The sequence below is a fragment of the Nonomuraea sp. NPDC052116 genome (assembly GCF_040680035.1).
GTDB lineage: Bacteria > Actinomycetota > Actinomycetes > Streptosporangiales > Streptosporangiaceae > Nonomuraea > Nonomuraea angiospora_A.
Genome location: NZ_JBFAWA010000004.1, coordinates 311506 through 337238 on the forward strand (window position 1 = coordinate 311506; position 25733 = coordinate 337238).

At 70.5% G+C, this 25733-nt stretch carries 19 protein-coding genes; 9 read left to right on the forward strand and 10 right to left on the reverse strand.

The annotated features are described in order from the left end of the window. Window positions 1-3: 3 nt before the first annotated feature. Both AB0L65_RS09530 and AB0L65_RS09535 read left to right on the forward strand, forming a co-directional pair. The gene (locus AB0L65_RS09530; protein WP_364242436.1) at window positions 4-2064 is read left to right on the forward strand and encodes an RNA degradosome polyphosphate kinase; all 2061 of its coding nucleotides are present in this window, start codon (window positions 4-6) and stop codon (window positions 2062-2064) included. Continuing rightward, window positions 2057-2887: an NUDIX hydrolase gene (locus tag AB0L65_RS09535; protein ID WP_364242439.1), complete on the forward strand. Its 831-nt coding sequence runs from the start codon at window positions 2057-2059 to the stop codon at window positions 2885-2887. Before AB0L65_RS09530 ends, AB0L65_RS09535 begins: the two co-directional genes overlap by 8 nt. 24 nt (window positions 2888-2911) lie before the next feature. Here the strand turns inward: AB0L65_RS09535 and AB0L65_RS09540 are convergent, their stop codons facing one another. The 4 genes from AB0L65_RS09540 to AB0L65_RS09555 are packed head-to-tail and all read right to left on the reverse strand — an operon-like array spanning window position 2912 to window position 6720. Beyond that, window positions 2912-4087 carry a cytochrome P450 gene (locus AB0L65_RS09540; protein WP_364242442.1) on the reverse strand — a complete coding sequence of 392 codons (1176 nt, stop codon included), beginning with the start codon at window positions 4085-4087 and terminating at the stop codon, window positions 2912-2914. Further along, window positions 4084-5562 (reverse strand): CYTH and CHAD domain-containing protein, encoded by a 1479-nt coding sequence (locus AB0L65_RS09545; protein WP_364242444.1) that lies wholly within the window; start codon window positions 5560-5562, stop codon window positions 4084-4086. Before AB0L65_RS09545 ends, AB0L65_RS09540 begins: the two co-directional genes overlap by 4 nt. Before the next feature lie 52 nt (window positions 5563-5614). Continuing rightward, window positions 5615-5953 carry a glyoxalase gene (locus AB0L65_RS09550; RefSeq protein WP_364242447.1) on the reverse strand — a complete coding sequence of 113 codons (339 nt, stop codon included), beginning with the start codon at window positions 5951-5953 and terminating at the stop codon, window positions 5615-5617. Then, window positions 5950-6720, reverse strand: coding sequence for a trans-aconitate 2-methyltransferase (locus AB0L65_RS09555; protein ID WP_364242449.1), 771 nt, complete (start codon window positions 6718-6720; stop codon window positions 5950-5952). Before AB0L65_RS09555 ends, AB0L65_RS09550 begins: the two co-directional genes overlap by 4 nt. 57 nt (window positions 6721-6777) lie before the next feature. On the opposite strand from AB0L65_RS09555, the gene AB0L65_RS09560 reads away from it, so the two are divergent. After that, complete coding sequence (locus AB0L65_RS09560) at window positions 6778-7284, forward strand: MarR family transcriptional regulator (RefSeq protein WP_364242452.1); 507 nt, start codon at window positions 6778-6780, stop codon at window positions 7282-7284. Between the two features lie 211 nt (window positions 7285-7495). Here the strand turns inward: AB0L65_RS09560 and AB0L65_RS09565 are convergent, their stop codons facing one another. Further along, the gene (locus AB0L65_RS09565; protein WP_364242455.1) at window positions 7496-9337 is read right to left on the reverse strand and encodes an ABC-F family ATP-binding cassette domain-containing protein; all 1842 of its coding nucleotides are present in this window, start codon (window positions 9335-9337) and stop codon (window positions 7496-7498) included. An 897-nt stretch (window positions 9338-10234) separates the two neighbouring features. Here AB0L65_RS09565 and AB0L65_RS09570 point away from each other — a divergent pair. Both AB0L65_RS09570 and AB0L65_RS09575 read left to right on the forward strand, forming a co-directional pair. Beyond that, window positions 10235-11137, forward strand: a complete 903-nt coding sequence (locus tag AB0L65_RS09570; RefSeq protein WP_364242457.1) for a 4-(cytidine 5'-diphospho)-2-C-methyl-D-erythritol kinase — start codon at window positions 10235-10237, stop codon at window positions 11135-11137. Window positions 11138-11360: 223 nt separating this feature from the next. Beyond that, entirely contained in the window at window positions 11361-12203 is an 843-nt protein-coding gene (locus tag AB0L65_RS09575) for an arginase family protein (RefSeq protein ID WP_364242460.1), read from the forward strand. Here the strand turns inward: AB0L65_RS09575 and AB0L65_RS09580 are convergent. Continuing rightward, window positions 12176-12949: an NlpC/P60 family protein gene (locus AB0L65_RS09580; protein ID WP_364242463.1), complete on the reverse strand. Its 774-nt coding sequence runs from the start codon at window positions 12947-12949 to the stop codon at window positions 12176-12178. The genes AB0L65_RS09575 and AB0L65_RS09580 overlap by 28 nt on opposite strands. A 638-nt stretch (window positions 12950-13587) precedes the next feature. Next, window positions 13588-14448 (reverse strand): 16S rRNA (adenine(1518)-N(6)/adenine(1519)-N(6))-dimethyltransferase RsmA, encoded by an 861-nt coding sequence (gene rsmA, locus AB0L65_RS09585; RefSeq protein WP_364242466.1) that lies wholly within the window; start codon window positions 14446-14448, stop codon window positions 13588-13590. 70 nt (window positions 14449-14518) lie between these two features. On the opposite strand from rsmA, the gene AB0L65_RS09590 reads away from it, so the two are divergent. Then, on the forward strand, window positions 14519-16387 hold the full coding sequence (locus AB0L65_RS09590) for a protein kinase (protein WP_364242834.1): 1869 nt from the start codon (window positions 14519-14521) through the stop codon (window positions 16385-16387). Continuing rightward, window positions 16387-17574 carry a hypothetical protein gene (locus tag AB0L65_RS09595; RefSeq protein WP_364242836.1) on the forward strand — a complete coding sequence of 396 codons (1188 nt, stop codon included), beginning with the start codon at window positions 16387-16389 and terminating at the stop codon, window positions 17572-17574. Before AB0L65_RS09590 ends, AB0L65_RS09595 begins: the two co-directional genes overlap by 1 nt. 4 nt (window positions 17575-17578) lie before the next feature. Here the strand turns inward: AB0L65_RS09595 and AB0L65_RS09600 are convergent, their stop codons facing one another. Beyond that, window positions 17579-18496 (reverse strand): ubiquitin-like domain-containing protein, encoded by a 918-nt coding sequence (locus tag AB0L65_RS09600; RefSeq protein WP_364242468.1) that lies wholly within the window; start codon window positions 18494-18496, stop codon window positions 17579-17581. Window positions 18497-18605: 109 nt separating this feature from the next. Then, window positions 18606-19481: a TatD family hydrolase gene (locus AB0L65_RS09605; RefSeq protein WP_363970629.1), complete on the reverse strand. Its 876-nt coding sequence runs from the start codon at window positions 19479-19481 to the stop codon at window positions 18606-18608. Between AB0L65_RS09605 and AB0L65_RS09610 the strand changes: the two genes are divergently transcribed. Together AB0L65_RS09610 and AB0L65_RS09615 are read left to right on the forward strand one after the other, a co-directional pair. Beyond that, the gene (locus AB0L65_RS09610; RefSeq protein ID WP_364242470.1) at window positions 19480-22683 is read left to right on the forward strand and encodes a BTAD domain-containing putative transcriptional regulator; all 3204 of its coding nucleotides are present in this window, start codon (window positions 19480-19482) and stop codon (window positions 22681-22683) included. The two genes, AB0L65_RS09605 and AB0L65_RS09610, sit on opposite strands and share 2 nt — an antisense overlap. A gap of 46 nt (window positions 22684-22729) precedes the next feature. Then, a complete protein-coding gene (locus tag AB0L65_RS09615; protein WP_364242473.1) occupies window positions 22730-23965 on the forward strand; it encodes an FAD-dependent monooxygenase in 1236 nt (411 codons plus the stop codon). On the opposite strand, the gene metG is transcribed toward AB0L65_RS09615, so the two are convergent. Continuing rightward, window positions 23910-25691, reverse strand: coding sequence for a methionine--tRNA ligase (gene metG, locus AB0L65_RS09620; protein ID WP_350725869.1), 1782 nt, complete (start codon window positions 25689-25691; stop codon window positions 23910-23912). The two genes, AB0L65_RS09615 and metG, sit on opposite strands and share 56 nt — an antisense overlap. Window positions 25692-25733 lie beyond the last annotated feature (42 nt).

A 25733-nucleotide genomic window follows, 5' to 3' on the forward strand; every position in this document is an offset into this window, starting at 1 on the left:
CATATGTCCGCGGAACCGTTCCAACCCGCCAACGACCTGCCCCTACCTCAGGAGCGGTTTCTCAATCGTGAAGAGAGCTGGCTCCAGTTCAACGAGCGAGTGCTCGATCTGGCCGAAGATCCATCGACCCCCCTCCTGGAGCGGGTGCGCTTCCTGGCGATCTTCGCCAGCAACCTCGACGAGTTCTTCCGCGTACGGGTCGCGGGCCTGAAACGGCGCATGGCCACGGGCCTGCTGCTGCGTACCAAGAGCGGGCTGAAGCCGCGCGAGGAGCTGGCCAGGATCGCCACGATCGCGGACGATCTGGCCATCCGGCACGCCGCGGCCTTCCACCACCACATCTCCCCGCAGCTGGCCGCCGAGGGCATCGAGATCGTCCGGTGGGACGAGCTGGGCCGCGAGGAGCGTACGGAGCTGCGCAAGCTGTTCAGGGAGCGGATCAGGCCCGTGCTGACGCCGCTGGCCGTGGACCCCGCGCACCCCTTCCCCTACATCTCCGGGCTCAGCCTGAACCTCGCGGTCCTGGTGCGGAATCCGGCGACCGATCACACGGTCTTCGCGAGGGTCAAGGTGCCGTCGCAGCTGCCGCGGTTCGTGCAGGCCTCGAAGGACCGGTTCGTCCCTCTTGAGGATGTCATCGCGGCCCATCTGGGGCAGCTCTTCAAGGGCATGGAGATCCTCCAGCACCACGTCTTCCGCGTCACCAGGAACGAGGATCTCGACGTCGACGAGGACGTCACCGAGAACCTCATGCAGGCCCTGGAGAAGGAGCTGCTCAAGCGCCGGTTCGGCCCGCCCGTGCGGCTCGAGGTCGAGGACACGATCACCCCGGAGGTGCTGGCGCCGCTGATCGAGGAGCTGGAGCTGGCGCCGCACGAGATCTACCGGCTGCAGGGGCCGCTCGACCTGTCGGGCCTGCACGCCATCGCCGACCTGGACCGGGGCGAGCTGAGCTACCGGCCGTTCGTGCCGGCCGAGGTGATCAGCGCCGAGGACGACCTCTTCTCGATCCTGCGCGAGCGCGACGTGCTGCTGCACCACCCGTACGACTCGTTCGCCACCAGCGTGCAGCGCTTCATCGAGGTGGCCGCGGCCGACCCCAGGGTCCTGGCGATCAAGCAGACCCTCTACCGCACCAGCGGCGAGTCCCCCATCGTGGACGCGCTGATCGACGCGGCAGAGGCGGGCAAGCAGGTCGTCGTGGTCGTGGAGATCAAGGCCCGCTTCGACGAGCACGCCAACATCTCCTGGGCACGCAAGCTGGAGCGGGCCGGCTGCCACGTCGTCTACGGCGTGGTCGGGCTGAAGACCCACTGCAAGCTCGCGCTCGTGGTCCGCCAGGAGCCCTCGGGCGAGCTGCGCCGCTACTGCCACATCGGCACCGGCAACTACAACCCCAAGACCGCCCGGCAGTACGAGGACTTCGGCCTGCTCACCGCCGACCCGCTGGTCGGCGAGGACGTGACGGACCTGTTCATCCACCTGACCGGCTACTCCAACCACTCCGCCTACCGGCGGCTGCTGGTCGCGCCCCACTCGATGCGCAGCGGGCTGCTGGCCAGGATCGAGCGGGAGATCGCCCACCAGGAGGCGGGGCGCCCGGCACGGATCAGGATCAAGACGAACTCCCTGGTGGACGAGCCGATCATCGACGCCCTCTACCGGGCGTCCAGGGCGGGCGTCCCGGTGGACCTGTGGGTGCGGGGCATCTGCAGCCTCCGCCCAGGCATTCCAGACCTGTCCGAAAATATCCGCGTAAGGTCGGTCTTGGGGCGCTTCCTTGAGCACTCCCGGGTGTACGAGTTCGGCCTGGGCCGCCGGCCCGAGATCTGGATCGGCAGCGCCGACCTCATGCGCAGGAACCTCGACCGCCGCGTCGAGGCCCTGGTCAAGGTGACCTCACCGCAGCACAAGGCCTACCTCATCGAGCTGATGGACCTGGCCATGGCCGAGACCACGAACGCGTGGGTCCTGCACTCCGACGGCACGTGGGCCCGCCACCCGGGCGAGGACCCGCAGAGCCATCTCATCAGCACGCGTCGCTGGAGGACCGTTGATGACTGACCTGCTCCGCGCCGCCGGAGCCGTGGTCTGGAGGGGCGAGGAGAGCCGCCCCGAGGTCGCCGTCATCCACCGTCCCAACTACGACGACTGGACCTTCCCCAAGGGCAAGCTGAAGTCCGGCGAGCACGTGATCGCCGCCGCCCTGCGCGAGGTGCGGGAGGAGACCGGGCTGACCGTGCTGCTCGGCCGCGCGCTGCCACCGGTCCACTACCTCAGCGCCGGGCGGCTCAAGCGGGTCGACTACTGGACGGCGCGGGTGGCCGCCGACGACGGCTTCTCCCCCAATGACGAGGTGGACGAACTGCGCTGGCTGCCGTTAGAGGAGGCCAGGCGGCTGCTGACGTACGAATGGGATGTGGGGCTGCTGCGCGCGCTGAAGGCCGCGCCGCTCGAGACCGTGCCCCTCGTCCTCGTACGGCACGGCTCGGCCGGCTCCAGGAACGAGTGGCAGGGCGACGACGAGCTGCGCCCGCTCGACACCGGCGGCCGGTCGCAGGCGGCACACCTGGCCACCGCACTGCCCGCGTACCGGCCCGAGCTGCTGATCAGCTCCCCCAGTGCCCGATGCGTCCAGACCCTGGAGCCGTACGGGGCCGAACTCAAGCTGGAGCCCCTCCTCAGCGAGGAGGGGCAGGACGCGCAGAAGACACCCGCCATGGTCAGGGAGATCACCGTGCCCGCGGCCGTGTGCAGCCACCGCAAGGTGCTCCCCGACCTGATCAGGACGTTGAGCGGAAAGGACCTGCACCTGCGCAAGGGCGCGTTCGCCGTGCTGCAGCGGGCGGGCGGGCACGTCGTCAGCGTCGAGCGCTACGCGGCCTGACCGAGCGCCTGGAGGCCACGCCGCTCACAAGGTGACCTCCAGCTTCGCGAAGCCGTCGGCGATCCTCCCCTCGCTGCGTGGCAGCTCCTCGACGGGTACGGCCGTCCGCAGGGTGGGGAAGCGCTGGAACAGCCTGCCGAACACCGCCACCAGTTCGACCCTGGCCAGGCTGGCGCCGATGCAGAAGCGCGGGCCGTACCCGAAGCTCAGATGCGGGTCGGACGGCGGACGCCGGATGTCGAACGTATCCGGATCCGGATAGATCCGCTCATCCCGGTTGGCCGCGCCGGGGGTGAGCACCACGGCCTCGCCCCGGCGGATCGTGTGGCCGCCGATCTCGATGTCCTCGTGGGCGTACCTGGGCAGGCCGTGCAGACTCGGCGTGGCCATCCGCAGGATCTCCTCGACCGCGCCGGGCGCCAGCCCCGGGTCGGCGATGAGCAGGTCGCGCTGGCCGGGGTTGGCGAGCAGGAGCAGCACGCCGAAGTCGATGCGGTTGACCGTGGTCTCGTGGCCGGCGAACAGCAGCCCGCCGGCGAGCTCGGCGATCCTCCCGTCGTCGTCCAGCTCGTTCGCCAGGTCGGACAGCACGTCCTCGGCCGGCTCGCGCCGCTTGCGCTCGATGAGCCCGGCCATGTACGCGCTCAGCTCATCGCGCGCCGCCTGGCCCTTCTCCAGGTCCAGCATGTCGCCCAGGCGGAACGACACGCCCCCGAAGTACTCCCTGTCCTCGTACGGCACCCCGAGGAGCTGGCAGATGACCAGCACGGGCAGCGGGAAGGAGAGCTCGGCGTGCAGGTCGACCGGCGGCGTCAGCTTGGCCAGGTGGTCGAGCCGCTCGTCCACGAGCGAGCCGACGTGGTCGCTGAGCGCCTTCATCCTGCGCGCCGAGAAGGACGGCATGAACAGCTTGCGCATGCGGTCGTGCTCGGCCTTCTCCGTGGCGATGTCGCCCTGGGGGCCGCCGAGTATGGCCGAGCCCGACAGCCTGGCGGCCTTGTCCGGCTCGGGATGCGAGCGCCCGAGCCGGGGGTCGTTGAACAGGCTGCGCGCGTCCTCGTAGCCGCTGACCAGCCAGACCTCGTCGCCCGTCTGGGTGCGTACCTTCGCGATGCCCGCTTCGGCCCGCAGGTCGCGGTACGCGGCGGGCACCTCCAGCGGGTTGCCGCGTTCGAAGGGGATGGTGGGAAGGTTCCTCATAGAACCTTCATAACCGCCCCGACCGTCTCTGCCCAGACTCTGGGGAACTCCGCGTACGCCCGCTCGGCCGCGCCGCGCTCGATGCCGATGAGCACTCCGTACGTGAACGTGTCCTCGCCTGCCTGGCGGGCGCTCTCGGCCTCCTTCGACAGCGTCTCCTGCGCCACCACGCCGTCCTGGTGCGTGCCCAGGATTTCCTGGACGTTCTCGGAGAGTTTGGCCAGCTTGCCCATGTTCGCGCCGAGGGTGGGCTGGAGCGCTTCGGCGGTGTAGCGAGCGCGTTTGGCGGCCTTGCGTACGTCGTGCATGGCTATTTCACGACGTTCCGGGTCTTCTATGGCCTGAGCGGTCTCGTAGGCCTTCGTCACCCGGTTCCAGCCGGCCACCGCGATGGCGCTGAGCTTCTCCTGGGCGGGCTTGGCCGCCGCCTTCTCCAGCTTCGGGGCGGAGACGAGCTGATCGAGCACGTTGAGGAGGGTGTAGTAGCGGTCGCCGCTGAGTGCCTCCTTGATGCGGCCGTACGCCTCCTGCTCGCGTTCGTACAGATCCGTACCGAGCCGGGTCTGGATGGGACCGTGGACCAGCTCGGGCTCCAGCCTGGCCAGCTCCTTGGCGAACCTGGCCCTGATCACCTCCAGATCGCGGGCCTCGCCGAGCACGTTGCCGAGCCAGCGCAGCTCGTCCTGCACCTGGGCGGTGTCCGCGATGACGCTCTTGAACGCCTTGAGCGCGCTGCGCATCCTGCGGGCGGCCACGCGCATCTGGTGCACGGCGTCGTCCTCGGCCCTGCGTACCCGCGGATCCTGCGCGAGGAGGGCGTTGACCTGCCCGGCCAGGTAGGCGACGACGATCTCGCCCGCCGTGTCCGGCTCGGTCGGGGCTTTGGGGAGCGGGGCGGGTTCGAGCAGTTTGGCGAGTTTGCTGGCGGCCGCCGAGGGCGTCGCGCCGGCCTTCCTGAGGCGCTTGCCGACCTTGGCGAGAACGGCCTGGCGATCGGGGGCGAGCAGCTCGGCCTCGACCTCGCGCCACCGTACGATCGTGGGCTCGTCCCCGTACACCGTGCCCTTGACGCGGTCGTCGGCGACCTCGACGAGCTTGACGTCGCCGTCGAGCAGGACGGTGACGCTCCTGCGGGTGTCCAGCTCGGCGACCGGCACGAGCGGGGCGCCGCGGGTGTAGGCGCGGACGAGCTCGGCCAGTTCTGCGGGCACGACCTTGGTGCTGCGGGTGAGGGGACGGGTGATCTCCTGCCGCACCCCCTTGGCCTTGGGCAGCTTCAGGTGCCAGCCGGCGTCGTCGCCGCCTCGTCGCCGCCTGAGCGTGACGCCTCGGGCGGCCAGCCGCAGGTCGGCGGTGTCGAAATAGAGAGCCACCAGCTGATAGCTCTTCGGCCCCATGACCTCGGCCACACGGCTCAGGTCCGGAATCGCGTAGTCGGGAGGAACGTCAAATTTGTCCTCGATCTCGATGCCCACTACACCTCGCAAGAGTCCGATTTCGGAACATCATGCCACTTTGAGGTGAACATCACACGACTTGCAGGAGCTCGATTCTGTTGCCGACGGGGTCCGAGAGATAGATCCGCCGGTAGCCGGGGAAGAGAAGGTCGGGCTCCGTGCCGGGGGCGTACGCGTCGAGGTCGTCCACCAGGAAGGCAGGATGTGCCTTGCGCGCGGGCCTGAAGTCGTCCTCGATGCCGAGGTGGACCTCCACACCCTCGCCCTTGAACCATACCCCACCGCGTTTGGCCAGCTCAGGCGGCTTGGGCACCTCCCGCAGCCCCAGCACGCCCTCGTAGAAGCGCCTCAGCTCCGGTTCGCTGCCCCTGGGCGCGGCGAGCTGGACGTGGTGCAGCGCTTGGATCATTTCTGCATCACCACGAAGATCCGCCGGAACGGGAAGGGCGTCCCGTAGCTCCTGGCCGGGTACGCCTCGGCGAGCGACTTGGCGAGGTCCTGCTTGAACCGCCGCTGCTCGTCCGGGTCGAGCCGGTCGAAGACCGGGCGCAGGGCGGTGCCGGAGACCCAGTCGAGCACCGGGTTCTCACCCTGGAGGACGTGCATGTAGGTCGTCTCCCACGCGTCCACCTGCACGCCGCCGTGGTTGAGCAGGTCCAGATAGTCGATCGGGTCGTCGACCGGGTGCGCCCTGAGGACGCCGTCGAGCCTGTCGGACCAGGCGCGGGAGGCGCACAGCTCGCGGATGGCGACGTGGCTGGGGGCGCCGAAGTTGCCCGGCACCTGGAACGCCAGCCAGCCCCCCGGGGCCAGATCCTCGACCCAGTGCTCCAGCACCTCGCGATGCTCCGGCACCCACTGCAGGACGGCGTTCGAGACGATCACGTCCATCGGCCGGTCGGGACGCCACGTGGCCACGTCCGCCACCGCGAACCGCACCCTGGACCCCAGCCCGCGGGCCTTGGTGATCATCGCGGGCGAGGAGTCGTAGCCCTCCACGGTCGCGCGGGGCCAGCGATTGGCCAGCTCAACGGTGAGTTCACCGCTGCCGCAGCCCGCGTCCACGACATAATCGGGGTCGACCGCCCCCACTCTGGAGATCAGCTCGATGAACGGCCGCGACCGCTCGTCGGCGTAGACCGCGTACGTTACCGGGTCCCAAATATCTCTTGACATGAAGATAATTGATATCGAGAGAGATATCTCGATGTCAAGACAGTACACTCTTGTGTCATGACGGAGGATGCTAGAGACGAGGTGGACCGCCTCGTCGCGGCTTGGCGCGCGGAGCGCCCCGACCTCGACGTCGAGCCGCTCCAGGTGCTCTCTAGGGTGTCACGACTGGCCAAGCATCTCGACCGGGCCAGGCGGGCGGCGTTCGCCGAGCACGACCTGGAGCCGTGGGAGTTCGACGTGCTGACGGCGCTGCGACGGGCTGGCAAGCCGTACGAGCTCAGCCCCGGCGCCCTGCTGCGGGCCACGCTCGTCACCTCGGGGACGATGACCAACCGCATCGACCGGCTCGCCCAGGCGGGCCTGGTGCGCCGCCGACCCGACCCCGAGGACCGGCGCGGCGTCCTGGTGTCCTTGACGGACCCGGGCCTCGCCCGCGTGGACGCCGCCTTCGCGGACTTGTTGCGGCGGGAACACGAGCTCCTGTCCGGCCTCGGCTCCGACGATCAGCGCGCCCTCTCCGGCCTCCTCCGCACCCTCCTCGCCCCCTTCGACTCCCCCCGCTAGCCCACCAGCTCTACGCCCGGCAGGCACCCCTTCTCATACGACCCCAACCCGCCCTCCGCACACCACGCCCCCATCGGGCGGGTGTGCGGCGGCGCGTCAGTCACCCAAGCGATCGACCACCCCACGCCACTTCACCTCGGGCGACCCGAAGCCCCAGCCACCCAGGCGGTCGACTACCCCGAGCCACTCCGCCCTTGTGGGACGCGAAGCCTCAGTCGCCCAGGCGGTCTGCGACCTCGAGCCACTCCGCTTCGATCGTGTCCTTCTGGGTGTTGATCTCGCGCAGCTGGGCGTCGAGGGAGCCCAGCTTCTCGTAGTCGCTGGCCGCGTCGGCCATGGCCGCGTGGAGGCGGGACTCCTGGTCGCTCAGCTTGTCGAGCTGGCGTTCCAGGCGGTTGAGCTCCTTGCGCAGCTCGCGCTCCTCCTTGGCCGACAGCCCCGAGAGCCCTTCGTCGGGCGTGGACGTACCCGCGACGCCCCCCGATGCGGCGGCGACACTGGGCGCCTGCGCGATGGTGGCGTTGGCCGAGGTGCCGAGGCGGGCGGTCAGGGCCGTGCCGGCCGCGCGGCGTTCGAGGTATTCGTCCACCCCGCCGGGCAGCAGCGAGAGCTTGCCGTCACCGAGCAGCGCCACACAGCGATCGGTCACGCGCTCCAGGAAGTAGCGGTCGTGGCTCACCAGGACCAGCGTGCCGGGCCAGGCGTCCAGCAGGTCCTCGAGCTCGTTGAGCGTCTCGATGTCGAGGTCGTTGGTGGGCTCGTCGAGCAGCAGGACGTTGGGGTCGTCCATGAGCAGCCTGAGCAACTGCAGCCGCCGCCGCTCACCGCCGGACAGGTCGCCGACGACCTTCCACTGCGCCTCGCCCTTGAACCCCAGGCGTTCGAGCAGTTGAGAGGCCGTCCACTCCCGCTTGCCGACCTGGAGGTACTTGCGTACCTCCTCGACCGACTCCAGCACCCGCCGCGCCGGATCCAGCTCGGCCAGCTCCTGGGACAGGTGCGCGAGGCGTACCGTCTTGCCCTTGATCACGCGCCCGGAGTCGGGCACCACGGTGCCGGCGAGCAGGCGCAGCACCGACGACTTGCCGGAGCCGTTCACCCCGATCAGCCCGATGCGGTCCCCCGGGCCGAACTGCCACGTGAGATCGTCGAGCACCAGCGGCCCGCTGTCCGGCCCGCCGGCGTGCAGGGTGACGTCCTCAAGATCGTAAACGGTCCTGCCGAGGCGGGCCGCGGCGAACTTCATCAGCTCGACGGTCTCGCGCGCCGGAGGCTCGTTCGCGATCAGAGCCTGGGCGGCCTCGATGCGGAACTTCGGCTTGGACGTGCGGGCAGGCGGGCCACGGCGCAGCCAGGCGATCTCCTTGCGCATGAGGTTCTGGCGGCGCTCCTCGGCGGCCTGCGCGATCCGCGCCCGTTCGGCCTTCGCGAGCACGTAAGCGGCATAGCCGCCCTCATACCGCTCGACCCGCCCGTCCACGACCTCCCACGTACGGCTCGACACGGCGTCGAGGAACCACCGGTCGTGCGTCACGGCCACCAGCGCGCTCTTGCTCGCCGCCAGATGCCCGGCCAGCCAGGCAATGGCCTCGATGTCGAGGTGGTTCGTGGGCTCATCCAGCATGATCAGGTCATGGTCGTCGATGAGCAACTGCGCCAGCGCCGTACGCCTGCGCTCTCCACCGGACAGATCGCCGGCCCTGGCGTCGAGGTCGAGGTCGCCGATCAGGTTGGCGAGGATCTCGCGTACGCGCTGATCCCCCGCCCACTCGTGCTCGGCCCGCTCGCCGAGGACGATCTCGCGAACGGCGGCGCCGGCGTCGAGCGTGTCCTGCTGCGACAGGAACCCGACCCGCAGGCCCCGGTTATGCGTGACCCGCCCCTTGTCGGGCTGTACCGCTCCCGCGATCACGGACAGGAGGGTCGTCTTCCCGCCCCCGTTACGGCCGACGACACCGATGCGCTCGCCTGCCTCGACACCCAGGGAAACGTCGCTGAGGAGCGGCTTGGGCCCGTACGCATGGGAAACCGACTCAAGATTGACCAGATTCATGACCTCCCCAGGGTATCGGCTCCCCGCCCACCCAACGCCCGACGATTTGCGCGCCTCCACCCCTCGTAACGCCCGGCAGCACTTCCGACCAGCCGTACACACGCACGACCCGCTCACGAGGCGTACGTCGCAGAAGACGTCCCGGTCGTCGTAGAAGACGTCCCGGTCGTCGTAGAAGACGTCCATCCCGGGGAAAGTCCATGTCCCTGCCGGTACCCGTCACCGCAGAAGGCGCTCACGTCACGACGAAGCACTCCATCGCAAGAGGCGCCCATGTCCCATGAGGCATCACCACCGCAGGAGGCGCTCACGTCACGACGAAGCACCCGCACCGCAGGAGACGCCCATGTCCCATGAGGCATCACCACCGCAGGAGGCGCTCACGTCACGACGAAGCACCCGCACCGCAGGAGACGCCCACATCCCACGAGGCATCACCACCGCACGAGGCGCTCACGTAACCACGAAGCACCCGCACCGCAGGAGACACCCACATCCCACGAGGCATCACCATCGCAGGAAGCGTTCACATCCAACAGGGGCATCCGTCACCGAAGGAGACGTGTGTCGCAGGAGTCCACGCCGCGATGAGGCGCTCATCGCAGGAGGCGCCCAGGCCGCGATCGGGCGGCCGTTGCTGGAAGCGTACGTCGTAGGACCGTCCGTCGCCGTCGCCGTCGCCGTCGCCGTCGCCGTCGCCGTCGCAGGAGACGTCCATCTCGGGGCACGCCCATGATCCGGTGAGGATCTGGGGCAAATGTCTACGAACTTGACTCTGCGTGTTGATGAGTTGGGCGTTCCTGAGGTCATCTTTCGAGAACCGCATGTCAGGGCGGCGGGCCTCGATAACATCGAGTGTCCTTGACCCCGGCAAGTGATGAGAGTGGCAGAAGATCGATGAGTTCGGTGACCGTACGTGTGCCCGCGAAGGTCAACGTACAGCTTTCTGTCGGCCCGCTCAGGGAAGATGGCTACCACGACCTGGTGAACGTCTTCCACGCAGTATCGATCTTCGATGAGGTGGTAGCCAAGGAGTCCGAGTCGATCACCGTGGCGGTGAACGGGAAGTGGTCCGACCAGGTGCCGACCGACGAGAGCAACCTGGCGATCCGGGCCGCCCGGGCGCTTGCCAAGCACGCGGGTCGCACGTACGGCGTCGATCTGATCATCCAGAAGGACATCCCCGTGGCGGGCGGGATGGCGGGCGGCAGCGCCGACGCCGCCGGTGCGCTGGTGGCGTGCAATGAGCTGTGGGGTCTGGGGCTGCCGTTCGAAGACCTCATGGAGATCGCCGGTGACCTCGGCAGCGATGTCCCGTTCTCCCTGCTCGGGGGCACGGCGGTCGGCACAGGTCGCGGTGAGCAGCTGAGCGAGCTGCCCACCGGGGGGACGTTCCACTGGGTGTTCGCGCTGGCGGACGGCGGGCTCTCCACAGCCAGCGTCTACGCCGAGTGCGACCGGCTCAGGGCGGCCGAAGGGGCCGAGGTGCCGTGGCCTCAGCTCGACGACTCCCTGATGGAGGCGCTGGGTACGGGCGACGCGTACTCCCTGGGCGCCCACCTGAGCAACGACCTCCAGTCGGCCGCGCTCAGCCTGAGGCCGGAACTCGCGCCCACGCTGGACGCCGGCCGTCAGCACGGGGCCCTGGGCGCGATCGTCTCGGGGTCGGGCCCGACGTGCGCCTTCCTGGCCATCGACGCCCTCCACGCCCGCGACCTGGCCCTCAGCCTGACCACCACGGGCGCCGCGCACACGGCCGTAGCCGCCCACGGCCCGGTCCAGGGCGCCACCTTGGTCTGATCCCCGGCCTCTCGCATAGCGTCCGCGCCCACGCCCCGGTCCAGGACTCCGCCCTGGTCTGGTACTCGGCCTCTCGCATAGCGTTGGCGCCCACGCCCTGGTCCAGGACGCCGCCCTGGTGGCACTCTCGTCCTCCCGCGTAGCGTTGGTTTGCGGGGTATCGGCTTGAGCAGTTGGTCTCCCGGGAGTGACCGATGAGGCTGAGGTGACGAGGGAGGCCGCGATGGCCGGGGTGACGGTGGTTGAGGTGGGGCAGTGGCGGGGGTCCGGGGCTCCCACGGCTGAGCGCCTGCGGGAAGGGGCGCGGTTGCTGGCCGGGATGGTAGGGGCGGCGGATCAGCAGGTTTGTGTCGAAGTTGATGACGATCTTCGCTCGACGGCTGTGAAGGTTCGTGCGGCGGTCGGGCAGGCTCAAGGTGGGCTCCTGGTCACCGTTGGCGGGGATTGCGGGGTTGAGCTCGAGCCGGTTGCGGCGGCTCGGGAGCGGTACGGGGATCGGCTCGTTGTGGTCTGGTTCGATGCCCACGGGGATCTGAACACGCCTGAGTCGTCGCCTTCCGGGGCCTATCACGGGATGGTGCTGCGGGCGCTCACCGGGGAAGGGCCCGAGGGGCTGGTGGCTCGGGAGCCGGTGGCGCCTGGGCGGATCGTGCTTGTGGGAGTGCGGGACCTCGATTCGGGTGAGGCCGCCTTCGTCGAGGAGCACGGGGTCCGGCATCTTCCGATGGTGGACGGCGCTGGGCTGGTCGCGGCGATCGAGGGCTGTGGTGCTGGGGCGCTCGGGGATGACGGCCCTGACGGGCGCGAGCCTGTGGTCTACGTTCATATCGATCTCGATGTGCTCGATCCTCTGGTCTTCCGGAGTGTGGGGTGTCCTACGCCGGGCGGGCTGCAGCCTGAACAGTTGCTCTCACTCGTCACCGCCGTTGCCGAGCGGTTCGAGGTGGCGGGGTTGGGGCTCACGGAGTACGAGCCGTCCAGGCAGGAAGATCAGGAGTTGCTCTCCGGGTTGGTCGGCGAGCTGGTGAAGGTCTGTGCTCAGCCTGGACGTACGACGCCGCGGTAGGCGGCGCGGAAGTACGGCGAGGCCAGGAAGTTGGTCTTTCTGACCACGTCGCCTGTTCTGGGGGCGTGGATCATGAGGCCGTCCCGCAGGAACAGGGCCACGTGGGTCGGGTCGCCCGTGCCGCCGCCGAAGAAGAGCAGGTCGCCCGCGCGTCGCGCGCGGAACGGGATCCTGCGGCCCTGGCGGAACTGGGCGCCGGTGTAGTGGGTGAGGGCGATGCCAGCCTTCGACCAGGCGTAGAGGGTCAGGCCGCTGCAGTCGAAGCCCCTTGTGCCGGCTCCCCTTCCGATGCCGATGGTGGGGCCTTTCGATGAGCCGCCGCCCCAGGAGAAGGAGACTCCCAACTGGTCGAGGGCGGCCGAGGCGGCGATCTGGCCCCTTGTGGGGGTGGTGATCCTGCCGCCGGGGGTGCGTAGGAGTGAATCGAGCCCGGTTGTGGGATCGGTGGCCCTACCGTCTGAGGTGCGTTGAAGGGGCTCGGCTTCGGGGGTGATGGTCAGGATCCTGCGTTGGGGTGGGGTTGCTGCGGTTTGGGCCGAGGTCGGGAGGGGCGTCAGGCTGCTGAGTTGGGGCCGGGTTGCTGCAGTTTGGGCCGAGGTCGGGACGGGGGGCAGGGTCCTGGGTTGAGGCCGGGGCCGGGGCGCCGCTGCTTGGGCGGAGGTCGGGAGGGGGGTCAGGACTGCGATGAGCCCGCCGAAGAGGACGCCGCCGAGGGTGAGCCTGAGGAAGGTGGGGAGGGTGATCATGGTGGCCTCCTGACCGTGTGGTGGGTGTGGAGGCCAGGATCATTCGGTGGCGGGAGATGAGGTTGGGCCGAGCGTGATTCTGTGGAAAACGGGAGGCTGGGTGAGTGGGGCTGTGGACAACGACATCGGATCGGTGCGCCGCGGGTGAATTGGAGTGCTGGCCGGGAGGGGGTACCGGTCGGGGTGGGTCAGGGCATCGGCCGGGACGGCTGGTTGGGTGCCGACCGGGAGAGTCGGTTGAGGCCGACGAGGAGTCGGTTGGGGCGCCGGACGGAAGCGTGGGGTTGGGCACACCGGACGGAAGGGGTGCCATGGGGCATCCCAGAAGGGCTGGTTGGGCACCTGCCGGGACGGTGGGGCAGGGCACCCGGGCGGAAGGGTGAGGTGAGGTGCCGGGCCGGAGGGCGGGGCAGGGTACCGGGCGAGAGGGTGAGGTGGGGGTGGTGGCCCGGAGAGGTGGCGGCCAGGCGTGGTGTCCCGGGGGTGGTGTCCCGGGGGTGGTGTCCCGGGCGTGGTGTCCCGGGCGTGGTGTCCCGGGGGTGGCGGCCCCGGGCGTGGTGGCGGCCCCGGGGGTGGTGGCCCGGGGAGTGGCCGGGGAGGGTGGGCAGGGTGTCGGATGGGAGGGGATGCGGAGGGGGTTAGGGCTTGAGTTCGGCTATGCGGGCGAAGGATGTGATGTCCAGTTGCTCCCCGCGGGCCGAGGGGTCCACGCCGGCCGCCCTCAGCGCCGTCTCCGCCTGGGCCGCGCTGCCCGCCCAGCCCGCCAGGGCCGCGCGCAAGGTCTTTCTGCGCTGGGCGAAGGCGGCGTCCACCACCGCGAACACCTCCTCGCGCGACGCGCTCGTCGTGGGCGGCTCGCGGCGGACCATGGAGACGAGGCCGGAATCGACGTTGGGGATGGGCCAGAAGACGGTACGGCCGACCGGACCGGCGCGGCGTACGTCCGCGTACCAGGCGGCCTTGACCGACGGCACCCCGTACACCTTCGAGCCGGGGCCGGCGGCGAGGCGGTCGGCGACCTCCGACTGGACCATGACCAGGCCCTTGCGCAGGGACGGCAGGACCTCGAGAAGGTGGAGCACCACCGGGACGGCCACGTTGTAGGGGAGGTTGGCGACGAGGGCGGTGGGGGCGAATCCGGACAGATCGTCTGAGGTGATCCTCATGGCGTCCGCGTTCACGACCGTGAGCTTGTCGAGCCCGCCGCGGTCTGCCACCGTGATGGGGAGCTGGCCCGCCAGCACCGGGTCGATCTCGACCGCCACCACGTGCGCGGCGGGGGGCAGGAGGGCGAGGGTGAGCGAGCCGAGGCCCGGCCCCACCTCGATGACCACGTCGTTCTCCGAAAGATCGGCCACGCGGACGATGCGCCGGACGGTTCCTGCGTCGATCACGAAGTTCTGGCCTAGCTTTTTTGTCGGACGAAGATCTAGCTTGTCCGCCAAAATACGTATTTCTGCAGGGCCCAACAGCCTCATCATCCAACCAGTCTCTCGCATCGAAGAACCATCGATGGCGCTTGGGGAGACCAAAGGAGAGGATGGCGTGGAACAGGAAGGGACGTCCCTCATGGAGCCAACGGGCGCCGCGCCGCTCCGCCCGACGGACTTGCGGGAAATCGGACCGTACCGGCTGCTCGGTCGGCTCGGCGAGGGCGGGATGGGAACCGTGTTCCTCGCGCGGGCACCGACGGGTCGATTCGTCGCGCTCAAGGTCGTCAAGGCGGAGTTCGCCAACCAGGAGGGGTTCGCGGCCAGGTTCCATGCGGAGGTCGAGAACGCTCGCCGGGTGGCGTCGTTCTGCACTGCCCAGGTGCTGGACAACGGCAACACCGGGGACGGACGTCCGTACATGGTGACCGAGTACATCGCGGGCACCCCGCTCTCGGACCAGATCGCGAAATACGGCTCTCTCGAACCGGGGCCGCTGCACGGCGTCGCGCTGGGGGTCGCGGCGGCGCTGGCGGCGATCCACGTGGCCGGGCTCGTGCACAGAGACCTGAAACCGGCGAACGTGATCCTGTCGTTGTCGGGGCCCAGGGTGATCGACTTCGGCATCGCCAGGGCGCTCGACCGGGAGACCGGGTTCACGCTCTCCGGCGAACTGCTGGGCAGCCCCGGATGGTGGGCCCCGGAGCAGGTGCGCGGCGAGGTGGTCAGCCCGGCGGCCGACATCTTCGCCTGGGGCTGCCTGGTGGCGTACGCGGGCAACGGACGGCACCCGTTCGGCCGCGGCGACCCCATCACGCTGGCCACGCGCGTGCTGAACGCCCCGCCCGAGCTGGGCGTGCTGCCCGCGCCGCTCAACGAGTTAGTACGGCGGGCCACCTCCATGGACCCCACCGTGCGCCCGTCGGCGCAGGATCTCCTGATCGCCCTGGTGGGAGGCAGTACGCCGGCGCGCCCCGCCGATCCGCCCACCTTGGTCGCGACCGAGATGCTCAACGAATGGCAGCCGCCGCAGAATGTCGTGGATGAGCCGGATATCACGGCTACTTTCACGACACCGCCGCCGAGTGATGCCACTGGTAGAGCCCCGAGCATCCCCGGCAACGCGGGCAATCCGGCCAACCCGGTCAGCCCTCCCAACCCGAGCATCCCTGGCGCCTCCAGCGCCTCGAGTGCGCCCAGTGTGCCGGGCTCGTTCGGAAACGCGGGCGCGCCCCCTCAGCCGTCGGTCGAGGAGCTGGCGCGCAGGGAGGAAGAGGCCGCCAAGGAGGAGTTCGCGCGCTGGGAGGCGCAGGCGCGGCAGCGGGAACAGGCTCAGGCCGAAGCCCTGGCCAAGAAGAAGGAGCAGGCCCGCTCGGGTGGACCGGAAGCCCAGGCGCAGCTGCGTCAAGGCAGCCTGCCCGGCGACAACACCCGGCCGCCCGAAACCCTGGCGGGCAACGACGAACCCGACACCCTCGGCGGCTCCAGGACGAAGGGCACCCGGTGGCTCATCGCCGCCGCGGCCGCCGTGCTGGCCATCGTCGTGACGGTGGCCGTACTGATCGTCACCTCCGCCCGCAACACGCCCACCACCGCCACCTCCGGCACCCCGTCCCAGACGACCGGCACCGCCGGTCCGAACGACGTGGGCCGCCGCTTCGCGCTGGGCGCCAACTTCGACGACCCCGTCGCGATCGTCGCGTCGGCGCCGGAGTGCGGGCTGAAGGAGTACGAGGGCAAGACCGCGACCCAGGGCCAGCTCTGCGTGATCCGCTGGACGATGCTCAACCCCGGCGGCGAGCGCAGGCAGCTGATCCAGCCCGTCGTCACCATGGTCGACGACCGGGGCGGCGAACACGACCCGGCCGCCCTCACCCTGCCCCCGGCCATCCTGCCGGGCGGGCGGGTGGACAGCGCGTTCGTGTTCGACCTGGCGATGTACCGCAAACCCGTGAAGCTGACGGCGACCATGCTCGAGAACGGCAAGCAGATCGAGGTCGCGCTGTGATGATCCGATCCGCGCTCATCGCGCTCATGCTCGCGACGGGGACACCGCTCATGCACACCGGCGCGGCGGCCTGCGCCGGAGCCGCCGACTTCGACGGTGACGGCGTGGACGACGTCGCGGTGGGCGACCCGTTCGCGGACGACCAGAAGGGCTCGGTGAGCGTGCTGTCGGGCGACAAGGTCGTCCCCGTCACCGTCCCCGACCTGGCCAGGGGCGACGCCTTCGGCTGGTCCGTACGGCTGGCCAAGGTCGACGCCGACGCCTGCGCCGACCTGGTGATCGGCGCGCCGTACGCGGACGTGGACGGTACCGAGGACGCCGGCGCCGCGTACGTCGTCTACGGCGGCGGCGCCACGCCTCCCCAGCGGCTGACCGCGGCCCGGCCCCAGCGGTTCGCGCACTTCGGCTGGTCGCTGGCCGCGCGCGGCGACCTGCTGGCGATCAGCGCGCCGTACGAGGACGAGGGACGGCTCCCCGACGTGGGCGCGATCTACGTACGCCAGGGCACCGGCCAGTTGCGCAGGATCAGCCAGGAGTCCGACGACGTGCGGGGCAACAGCGAGGTCGGCGACCAGTTCGGCTGGTCGATGGCGTTCGGGCCGAAGAACGAGCTGGTCGTCGGCGTCCCGTACGAGAACGACGACGGCGCCGGCCGCCAGGTCGAGACCGGCAAGATCGACTCGGGGTCGGTGGTCTTCATCGACGACGTGCTGGCACCCAAGATCACGTCGTTCAAGCTGGACTCGCCGACCGACGTCTCCGGCGACAGGTTCGGCTATTCGGTGGTGTACGGCGAGGGCTCCGGGTACGCGGTGAGCTCCCCCGGCCCCGGGTACGTGCAGCTGCTCGACCCCGGCAGGAAACCGACGCGGAGGGTGACGCAGGGGGGCAAGCAGGCGTTCGGTTTCTCGATGGCGGCGTCGGCGGACGGCAGGCTGGCCATCGGCGCCCCGTACGGGGGCGGTGTCCGGGTGGTCTCCTGGAAGAACGCGGCCGAGGATCGGCAGCTGGCGACCGGCGACGGGCTGTCCGGGTGGTCGGTGGCGTTCAGCGGCAACAAGCTGTTCGTGGGGCAGCCGGACGCGCGGCCGTACGGGAGGGTGGCGGTGGCCGGGCGGAACGCCGAGACGCTCCAGCCGATCCAGCCGGCCAAGGGCGCGGATTTCGGGGTGTCCCTATCGGGATGACCCCCTACTGGGGCGGGTCGAAGAGGCGGTCGGCGCAGTTCGGCCACTGGGTCTGCCAGCGGCTGCCCATCTGCTGGTAGAGGACCTGCGCCCGGTACGTCTGCTCCTCCGCCGGCCACGTGCTGGGGATCCCCATCCCGCCTGCGACCTGCCACACGGGCAGGCTGAACTGGTACATCCCGTAGTACGGCCCGTCCGGGTTGTAGGCCTGGGGGTCGCCCTGAGCCGCGCATACGGCCAGGGCCTGCCAGTTGAGCCGCAGGACCTCCGGCCGGATCGGTACGGTGTGCGATGGCGTGACCGTGATGACCGTCCCGTCCTTGGGGAAGCTGCCGAGCGGCGGGTTCACCACGTAGCCGCGGCGCAGCGGGATGCGCTTCTGCCTGAGCACCTCGCGTACCGTCCTGGCGGTGGTGCGCGAGGCGATCCGGCTCGTGCCGGCGACCACGTACACCCTGCGCCTGGTGTAGACGGTCAGCTCCATCCCCGACAGCGGCACCGCGCCGTCCGGCGGCGCGGAGAGCTTGCCGGCGGCCGGGGTGAGGTCGAGTTCGGCGAGGGCGTCGCCGACGTTCGTGGCGGTGACCAGGTGCCTGCTGGTACGGCCGTCCAGGGTCAGGGTGATCGGGCGGGCGTGGCGAACCTCGATGGTGGATCCGTCGGTGACGTCCTCGTGGGCGGGAGGCCGTACGAGGTCGCCGTACCCCACCGAGACCCCGGCCTCGGCGAGCACGTCGTGCACGGTCCCCGCGAACGCGCGGACCTGCGACTGCCTGCCGTCGACGATCACGACGACCTCTTTGACCAGGGACGACACCGCCACGATCGCCCCCAGCGCCGCCATGCCCGCCAGGCACACGACCGGCGTCCACGGCGAACGCCACGGGATCGGGGGACGAGGCGCGCGCCTCTTACCTCGCACGAAGCACCTCCGGGTGCGGCCACGGGCCGCCCGATTCCGGTAACGGTCAGGACCGCCCGAACGTTAGCGCCGCGCTCGTCCCCGCAGCCGCGGGTTCAGCAAAAGATGGTCACCACTCGCCGAAGACCATGACTCCGTTGGCACTGATCGCCTCGCACAACTGATCCGGATGGACCCCTTTGACCTCCGCCAGGCAGCGCAAAGTGAGGGGGATGAGGTAGGGGGCGTTGGGCTTGCCGCGGTGCGGGACCGGCGGCAGGTAGGGGGCGTCGGTTTCGACCAGCATGAGCTCCTGCGGGGCGGTCTGGGCGGCCTCGCGGAGGTAGGCGGCGTTCTTGTACGTCACAGGCCCGGAAAAAGACATGAAATATCCGGCTTCGACACACTTTTTCGCCATTTCGGCGTCGCCCGAGAAGCTGTGGAAGACGACCTTGTCCGGCGCACCCTCCTCGGCCAGCACCCTCAGCACGTCGTCATGCGCGTCGCGGTCGTGGATGACCAGCGCCTTGCCGGTGCGCTTGGCGATCTCGATGTGCGCGCGGAAGCTCGCGTGCTGGTCCTCCTTGCTCGCCCAGTCACGGAAGTAGTCGAGCCCGGTCTCCCCCACGGCCCGCACCTCCGGCCGCCGCGCGAGGCTCTCGATCTCGGCCAGGACCTCCGCCGTGGCCTCGTGGGCCTCGTTCGGGTGGATGGCCACCCCGGCGTACACACCCTCCTGTTCGGCCGCCACGTCGGCGTTCCACCTGGAGGATCTCAGGTCGTAGCCGATGGTGACCAGCCGCGTCACGCCGACCGCCCTGGAGTCCTCCAGGATGCTCCGAACGCTGGCCTCCGACGCCTGCGCAGCCTGCGCCACCGGGTCGCCGGATGACGCCTGCCTGTTGCCGACCATGATGTCGAGATGGCAGTGGCTGTCGAACACCGGTGCGGAAAGCGGCTCGGGAGCGGCGGGAAGCTTGGTCACGAGTTCTAAAGTAGCGTCCATGCGGTTCGGCATCCTCGGCAGCACCACGGCCTGGCGCGCGGACGGGGGCGAGGTGCCGCTCGGCGGTCCCGCGCGGCGGGCGCTGCTGGCGCTGCTGCTGCTCCGCCCCGGGGAGGTGATCTCCCGGGATCGGCTCGTCGACGTCCTCTACCGGGATCGGGCCCACGGCGACGCGGTGCACGCGCTGCACTCGCAGGTGTCCCGGCTGCGGCGGGACGGGGTCGCGATCGAGCTGACCGAGCTCGGCTACCGGCTGCTCGCCGCGCCCGACGACATCGACGCCCACCGTTTCCTGCGCCTCGCCGACGCGGGCCGGGACGCCTTGGAGGATGGCGGGGATCCCGTCCGGGCAGCGGGGTTGCTGGCTGAGGCGCTGGCGCTGTGGCGGGGGCCTGCGGTCGCGGACCTGGACCCCGAGCACGGGGCCTTCCTGGAGGAGCGGCGGCTGGCCGCGCTCGAAGACCGGATCGAGGCCGACCTGCGGCGCGGCGCCCACCGGGAGGTCGTGGCGGAGCTGGGCGAGCTGATCGAGCGGCACCCGCTGCGGGAACGGCTGCGCGGCCGGCTCATGCGTGCCCTCCAGGCGGACGGGCGGCCCGCGGAGGCGCTGGTGGTGTTCGAGGACGCTCGGCGGCTGCTGGCGGACGAGCTGGGCGCGGATCCGTCGGCCGAGCTGGCCGACCTGCACGGCCGCCTGCTGCGCGGGGCGGCCGATCCTGTCGCGCCGGTGCGGCGGGCGTTGCCCGCCAGGCTGACGAGCTTCGTCGGACGGGACGCCGACGTGACGGCGGTGTCCGCGCTGCTCGGCTCCGCGCGCCTGGTGACGCTGCTGGGGCCGGGCGGCGCGGGCAAGACCCGGCTGTCGGTCGAGGTCGCCCGGTCGCTCGCCGAGCCGCCGATGGGCGATACCCGGGAGCCGGCCGAGGTGGTGCTGGTCGAACTGGCCTCAGCGCGCGCCGGCGCGTCGAGGACAAACACAGCGGGGCCAGAGGCGGCGGGGGTAGGTGTGGATCTCGCGCAGGTCGTGCTCGGCGCGCTCGGCGTGCGGGAGAGCGGCCTGCTGGGCGGCCGCGCCATCGGGCCGGGCGACCGGTCCGCGCCGGCGGACCGGCTGGTCGCGGCGCTGGCCGGGCGGCCGATGCTGCTGGTCCTCGACAACTGCGAGCACGTCGTCCACGACGCCGCCGAACTCGCCGAACGCCTGCTCTCCGCCTGCCCCGACCTCCGCGTCCTCGCCACCAGCCGCGAGCCGCTGGCCATCACGGCCGAGCACGTCTGGCCGGTGCACCCGCTCGCCCCCACCGACGCCGTCCGGCTCTTCACCGACCGGGCCGCCGCCGCGAGCCCGGGTTTCACCCCGGACGAGTCGGTCGAGCGCATCTGCGCGGCACTCGACGGCCTCCCCCTGGCCATCGAGCTCGCCGCCGCCCGCCTGCGTACGCACGGGGCCCACGAGCTGGCCGTACGGCTGGCGGACCAGGATCGGTTCAGCCTGCTGTCGCATGGCAGCCGGACGGCCGACCCCCGGCACCAGACCCTGCGCGCGGTCGTCGCGTGGAGCTGGGAGCTGCTCACCGACCGGGAGAAGGCCATGGCCGGGCGCCTGACCGTCTTCTCCGGCGGCGCCACGGCCACGGCCGCCGCCGAGGTGTGCGGGCTGGCGGACGCCGAGGACCTCCTGGACTCCCTGGCCGACAAATCGCTCCTCCAGCCGGGCGGCGGCCGTTATCGCATGCTGGAGACCATCCGCGCGTTCTGCGCCGAGCAACTGGCCGGCGAGGCGCACACCGTACGGAGAGCACACGCCGCGTACTTCCTCGACCTGGCCGAGCGCTCCGACCCGCACCTGCGCGGCGCCGACCAGCTCCACCACCTCGACCTGCTCGCCGCGGAGCACGACAACCTGCAGGCGGCGCTGCGCTGGGCGGCGGAGTCCGGGGAGGTGGCGCTCGGCATGCGGCTGCTGGCGGCCCAGTCGTCGTACCTGTGGATGCGCGGCATGCGGGCCGCCGCGACCGCCCCGGCGGTGGCCCTGCTGGAGGCGGCGGGTCCCGCGCCGGATCCGGAGCTGGGCGAGGCGTACGTGCTGTGCCTGCTGTCCGCGCTGGCCGGGAGCACCGGCAGGGACGCCTGGGAGAGCCACAAGAGCCTGGCCGAGACGATGGTCACCGACGGCTCCGGAGCGCGGCGGTACCCGCTCGTCACGTTCCTGTGGCCGATGATCACGGCGGGTTCGATCGATCCGACGGTGGCGCTCACGGTGCTGCGGCGGGCCGCGCGGGACGGAGACCCGTGGGAGCGGGCGATGGCCCGGTTCATCTGGGCCTATCCGCAGATGACCGCCGGGGAGTTCGCCTCGGCGGAGGCCGATCTGACGGCGGCGCTCGACCAGTTCAGGGTGCTCGGCGACCGCTGGGGCATGGCGCTGGCCCTGGACGGGCTCTCGTGGCTGGCGGGCACCTGCGGCGACGACGCGACGGCCGTGGCGCGCGTGGAGGAGGCGATCGCGCTGGCCGAGCAGCTCGGGGCCGAGGAGGATCTGCCCGACCTGCTGTGCAACCGGGGCGATCACCGCATCGCGACCGACCCGGCCGGGGCGCGGGCCGACTACGAGCAGGCCGCCGAGCTGGCGGGGCGGGCGGGCCTGCCGACGTACCTGGCCTCGGCGCTGCGCGGGCTCGGTGACGTGGCCGCCGCGAAAGGCGACCTGGCACGGGCGCGGGAGCTGTACGAGCGGGCGCTGCGGCAGTCGGATCCCGTATGGGTCAGATCGGCGGGGAACCTGGCCCGGCTCCACGTCGGCCTGGGCCGGTTGGCCGAGGCCGAAGGGGATCGGAAGACGGCCGGAGAGTCCTACGAGCGGGCGGTGGCGGGCGCGATCGAGTCGGGCGCGCTGCCCGAGACCGCCCGGGCGTTCGAGGCGCTGGCCGCGCTGGCGTTCGATGACGGCGACGCCGAGCGGGCGGCCACGCTGCTGGGGGCCGCCGTCGCCATGCGGGGCATCGAGCTGCCCCAGGAGCCCGAGGTCGCGGAGCGAGTGCGGGCGGCGCTGGGCGACCAGGCCTACGCGCGGGCCCGGCGAGCGGGCGCGCGGCTCTCCCACCGGGAGGCGCTGGCGCTCGCCGGAGTGCCCGACGAGGTCGTCGACCGCTCACCGCTGAGCGCCATCACCGCCGTCACCGATCAGCCGACCCCGTGGTGAGAGTCCGGTGAGGACGCGGTGAGACCGGATCGGCAGGGTCAGGGGCATGGACATCCTGATCTCCGGCGCGAGCGTCGCCGGCCCCGCGCTCGCCCTCTGGCTCACCCGGTACGGCCACCGCACCACCGTCGTCGAACGCGCCCCCGCCCTCCGTGCGGGCGGCTACGCCGTGGACTTCCGCGGCGAGGCGCATCTGACCGTCCTTCGCAAGATGGGCATCCTGGACGCCGTCGAACGCGAGCAGACCCACATGGGCGCCATGTGGAACGTCAACGAGGCCGGCAGGAAGCTCGTGGCCATGCCCGAAGACCTGTTCGCGGGCGACGTCGAGATCCTCCGCGGCGACCTGGCCCGCATCCTGTACGACGCCACCCAGGCCCACACCGAGTACGTCTTCGGCGACTCCATCACGGCCGTCGACCAGGACGCGGACGGGGTGACGGTCACCTTCGAGCGGAGCCCGGCCAGGCGCTTCGACCTCGTGGTGGGCGCGGACGGCCTGCACTCGAACGTGCGATCCCTGGCCTTCGGTCCCGAGCGCGACCACCTGTCGTACCTGGGCCTCTACTCGGCGGTGTTCACGATCGACAACTACCTCGGGCTCGACCGCAGCGGTCACGCCTACAACGTCCCGGGCAAGATGGCCGCGATCTACAGCGCGAGGGGGAACGCCGAGGCCAAGGCCGTGTTCTGGTTCGGCTCACCGCCGCTCGACCACGACCGGCACGACGTCGCCCGCCAGCAGGAGCTCCTGGAGCAGGCGTACGAGGGCGTCGGCTGGGAGGTCCCGGAGCTGATGCGCAGGATGCGGCGGACGGACGACTTCTACTTCGACTCGGTCGGCCAGATCCGCCTGGACTCCTGGTCACGCGGCCGGGTGGTGCTGCTGGGCGACGCCGCGTGCTGCGCCTCGCCGCTGTCCGGCATGGGCACCGGGCTGGCGATGGTGAGCGCGTACGTGCTGGCGGGCGAGCTGGCCGCAGCAGGGGGCGACCACCGCGCCGCCTTCGCCGGCTACGAGCGGGAGGTACGCGCCTACGCCGAGGGGTGCCAGCGGTCGGCCGTGGGCGTCAGCAGGTTCATGGTCCCGGAGAACAGGTTCATGGCCTGGTTCATGAACCAGAACTACCGGCTCCTGCCGTATCTGCCGTGGAAGGGGCTGATGGCGAAGTCGGTCAGGAAGACCGCCGGCGCCATCAGCCTCAAGGACTACGGGGCCTACGAGGTCACTCGCCCAGCCGGGCCAGCTCCTCGTCCACGACCTTCGGGTCGAGCTTCTTGAACAGCGGCACGGGCGGCGCGAGCGGCGTGCCCGGCTTGATCGGCCGGTGCTCCCACCGGGCCGCCCCGTCGTACTCGCCGGTGATCACCGGGTAGGGGGTGCCGCCGTCCTCGTCGACCTCGCGGATCTCCGGCATGCCCGACCACACGCCCTCGCCGCCGAGCATGGTGAAGACCTTGTTGGACGAGCTGGGCAGGAACGGCGTGAGCATCGTCTTGGCGTCGTCGACCACCTGGAGCGCGACGTGCAGGATCGACTTCTGCCGCTCCGGGTCCTCCTTGAGCTTCCACGGCTCCTGCTCGGCCAGGTATTTGTTGGCCTCGCGGACCACGTCGAACGCCTCGTTGATCCCGTTCTTGAAGCGCGACCTGCTCAGCTCCTCGCCCACCGGCGCGAACGCCTTGCGCGAGCGCTCCAGCAGGGCCCGGTCGGCGTCGGTGAGGTCGCCCGGCTCGGGCACGGCCCCGAAGTTCTTGGCCGCCATCGAGATCGACCGGTTGACCAGGTTTCCCCAGGCCGCGACCAGCTCGCCGTTGTTGCGGTTGACGAACTCCTGCCAGGTGAAATCGGTGTCCTGGTTTTCCGGTCCGGCCACCGCGATGTAGTAGCGAAGGGCGTCGGCGTCGTAACGCGCCAGGAAATCTCTTACGTAAATTACTACTTGCCTGGACGAGGAGAACTTCTTGCCCTCCATCGTCAGGAACTCGCTGGAGACCACCTCGGACGGCACCTGGAGCCCGCCGAGCGAGCCCGGCGTGCCGGCGCGGTCGCCCTGCCCGCTGTAGCCGTACAGCATCGCCGGCCAGATCTCGGCGTGGAAGACGATGTTGTCCTTGCCCATGAAGTAGTAGCCGCGGGCGTCGGGGTTCTGCCACCACTGGCGCCACGCGTCGGGGTCGCCCGAGCGCCTGGCCCACTCGATGGAGGCCGACAGGTAGCCGATCACCGCGTCGAACCACACGTAGAGCCGCTTGTTGGGCTGGTCGCGCCAGCCGTCGAGCGGGATCGGCACGCCCCAGTCGAGGTCGCGGCTGATCGCGCGCGGCTGCAGGTCGCCGAGCAGGTTGAGCGCGAACTTCAGCACGTTGGGCCGCCACTCGCCCTGCTTGGACTGCAGGTAGGAGCCGAGGACCTCGGTGAAGGCGGGCAGGTCGAGCATGAAGTGCTCGGTCTCGACGAACGTGGGCGTCTCGCCGTTGATGCGGCTCTTGGGGTTGATCAGCTGGATCGGGTCGAGCTGGTTGCCGCAGTTGTCGCACTGGTCGCCGCGCGCGCCGTCGTAGCCGCAGATGGGGCAGGTGCCCTCGATGTAGCGGTCGGGCAGAGTGCGGCCGGTCGAGGGGGAGATCGCCCCCATCGTGGTCTTGGGGAAGATATAGCCGTTGTCGAAGAGGCCCTTGAAGATCTCTTGTGTGACGGCGTAGTGGTTTTTCGTCGTGGTCCTGGTGAACAGGTCGTAGGAGAGCCCGAGCCCGGTGAGGTCCTCGGCGATGACGCGGTTGTAGCGGTCGGCCAGCTCCCTGGCGGTCACGCCTTCCTTGTCGGCCTGCACCTGGATGGGCGTGCCGTGCTCGTCGGTGCCTGACACCATCAGCACCTTGTTGCCCGCCATCCGCTGGTAGCGGCTGAAGACGTCGGACGGCACGCCGAACCCGGAGACGTGCCCGATGTGGCGGGGGCCGTTTGCGTACGGCCACGCGACGGCGGTCAAGATGTGCTGGGACATAGTCCTTAGCCTACGGGGCTCCCTGTCCGTCTCGGACCGAAT